The 724-nt window shown below is 37.3% G+C and carries 1 protein-coding gene; it reads right to left on the minus strand.

Annotated features, from left to right (window positions below):
• Window positions 1-724 (minus strand): restriction endonuclease subunit S (locus AC1DPZ_RS28465; RefSeq protein ID WP_477409868.1); only part of this gene is annotated, 724 nt, incomplete at both ends.

A 724-nucleotide genomic window follows, 5' to 3' on the forward strand; every position in this document is an offset into this window, starting at 1 on the left:
GGGTTGGGCTTCCTCCAGAAATTTCAACTACTAAATCATTTGGCACTAAAATTTTGTGTTCGTTTTTTTCTAGGATAAATCGCGCTGGTGTTTTTATCTCACCTTTTCCATTTATTCCGTTGATATCGGCTCCTCTAATGCATTCCACTTTAGTAGTATAATTGCCTTCGGGACGTTCTTTTCCCCAGTCACCACTTTTATCAATTAAGATGAAATAGTCAAGGCTCTTGGCACTCCAAACTTCGGGAATACTTTTTTTAAGGTCATTATTATAAATCATTTTACCCCCAGATGATTTATAGGGATTCCCGTTTTTATCTGGAAAATCAAATTGCACAAACCAATAGTCAAAAAGCGTTTTCCTTATTGATTCCAGTTCTGAGTTGATTCGATTGTGAAGTTCGATTTTCGAATCAATTGAAGATAGCACAGCTGCTATGCTTTTTTGCGAAACTCTATCGGGAACAAATATTTTTTGTCTTTTTAATGCTCCTTCATTTACCCTTTTTCGTCCAGAAGTACCTTCCATGCAACTTATAGCTCGTTGCCTGAAAGTAGGACTTTTTGCCAGATAAAAAATGTAATCATTGATTGAGTTTGCATTCTCTCTTAACACAATAAATTCTGACGATCCAAATGCTACCTCCCCATCATTCAAAATGTCGACCTGTGCAGTTTTTCCGTTTTCAAGGCATGGCGTGATCTTAGCGACTAACGTATCACC

The sequence above is a fragment of the Mucilaginibacter sp. P4_G9 genome, assembly GCF_056400985.1.